The sequence below is a fragment of the Streptomyces sp. NPDC049970 genome (assembly GCF_040660235.1).
Lineage (GTDB): Bacteria > Actinomycetota > Actinomycetes > Streptomycetales > Streptomycetaceae > Streptomyces.
Genome location: NZ_JBFALP010000057.1, coordinates 1 through 1,452 on the forward strand (window position 1 = coordinate 1; position 1,452 = coordinate 1,452).

The following is a 1,452-nucleotide window of genomic DNA, read 5'->3' on the forward strand; positions in this document are numbered from 1 at the left end:
GCGGGTCCTCCCCGGGGTCCGGTGGGTCGGTCGGCTCGGTGAGGTCGAAGGCCCAGGAGCGGGCGAGGTCGAGGTCGACGGGGGAGGTGCCGCCGGCCGAGCCGGCGGACGTGTACTGGTGGGCGGCCCAGTCGGGGTAGTGGCCGCCGAGGTCGGGTGCGCCGGGCCAGGTGCCGTCGTTGGCTCCCCAGGAGGCCGCCCACAGGTGGGCGCCGGCTGCGACGGTGCGGGTCCAGGTGCCCGTGCGCAGAGCGCCGGTGCTGATGTAGAACCACGGCACGTACGATCCGACCCGCTCCCGGACCCGGTTGAACCAGGTGGAGACGTCCCCGTCGTTCCACAGGCGGGTGGAGTCGTCGAGGACCTCCACGTCCAGGGCGAGCACGTCGCCGACGCGGTAGTCGTGCAAGTGGTCCACGAAGTGGTCGGCGGCGGCGGTGGGGGTGAGGAAGTCTCCCGACACCCAGTAGTGACCCACCCTCAGGCCCGCGGCGCGGGCGCCGTCGACATGGCCGGCATAGGAGGACGAGGTGTAGGGCCCCTCGGCGAGCTGGCACCCTCCGGCCTTGACGACGACGAACTCCCGGCCCTCCGACGCCGCGCGGGCGTAGTCGATGCCGAGCTGGCTGTTCGAGACGTCCAGTCCCTGAAGGTCGGGGGCGCTCGTGGGGGCGGGGCCGGTGGCGGCCTCGGCGCCGGTGGCCGCGAGCATTCCGGCGGGGGCGAGCGCGGTCGCCACGGCGCCGCGGATCAGGCTTCTTCTGCGCATGTGTCCTCCGGTGAGGGGTGGGGCTCCTGACAGGGGTATGTCATGTGCGTGTCACTATCTATGCGCGTAGGCTACCGTGGTCCCGTGCTGCGACGTCAGGTCAAGTCGCCTTATTCATAAGGGAGTTGCTGTGTACGAAACTCACGGGACCGGTGACGGCCGGCAGGTTCGGCCACAGACCGGGATGAGCCGGCGCACCCTGCTGCGAGGCTCGGTCACCACGCTCGGACTGGCGGCCGGCGGCGTGCTGTTCTCGGGGAGTCCCGCCGCGGCGCTCGACCTCTACAACCCCTTCAGCGGCTACCAGATCACCGGAACCTGGCAGGACCACCTCGACGACGGCTCCCTGGGCGGGATCGACTACGGGATGGGCGTCGGCACCGCGCTGCCGGCCGCGGGTGCCGGAGTCGTCACGAACATCCCGGACAACGGCACCGGTGGTCACACCGTGACCATCACCCACAGCGACGGGTACCGGACGCAGTACATGCATCTGTCCCAGTTCCTGGTGGCCGACGGCACCTCGGTCGCCAAGGGGGCGATCGTCGGGCGCTCAGGAGGCGCCGTCGGTGCCCCCGGCTCGGGAAGCTCCACCGGACCGCACGTGCACTGGCACCTGATCACCCCGGGCGGTACCCGGGTCAACCCGCTGAACTACCTGGGTGGCGGCGGCGGAGGCGGGT

Annotated in this window: 2 protein-coding genes; one reads left to right on the top strand and one right to left on the bottom strand. The window is 71.5% G+C overall.

Annotated elements, in window-relative coordinates:
• Window positions 1-769, bottom strand: a 769-nt coding sequence (locus tag AB0I83_RS31435; RefSeq protein ID WP_363307046.1) for a glycoside hydrolase family 25 protein, incomplete at its 3' end; no start/stop codon positions are given.
• 184 nt (window positions 770-953) lie between these two features.
• On the opposite strand from AB0I83_RS31435, the gene AB0I83_RS31440 reads away from it, so the two are divergent.
• Window positions 954-1,452, top strand: a 499-nt coding sequence (locus AB0I83_RS31440; RefSeq protein ID WP_356538268.1) for a M23 family metallopeptidase, incomplete at its 3' end; no start/stop codon positions are given.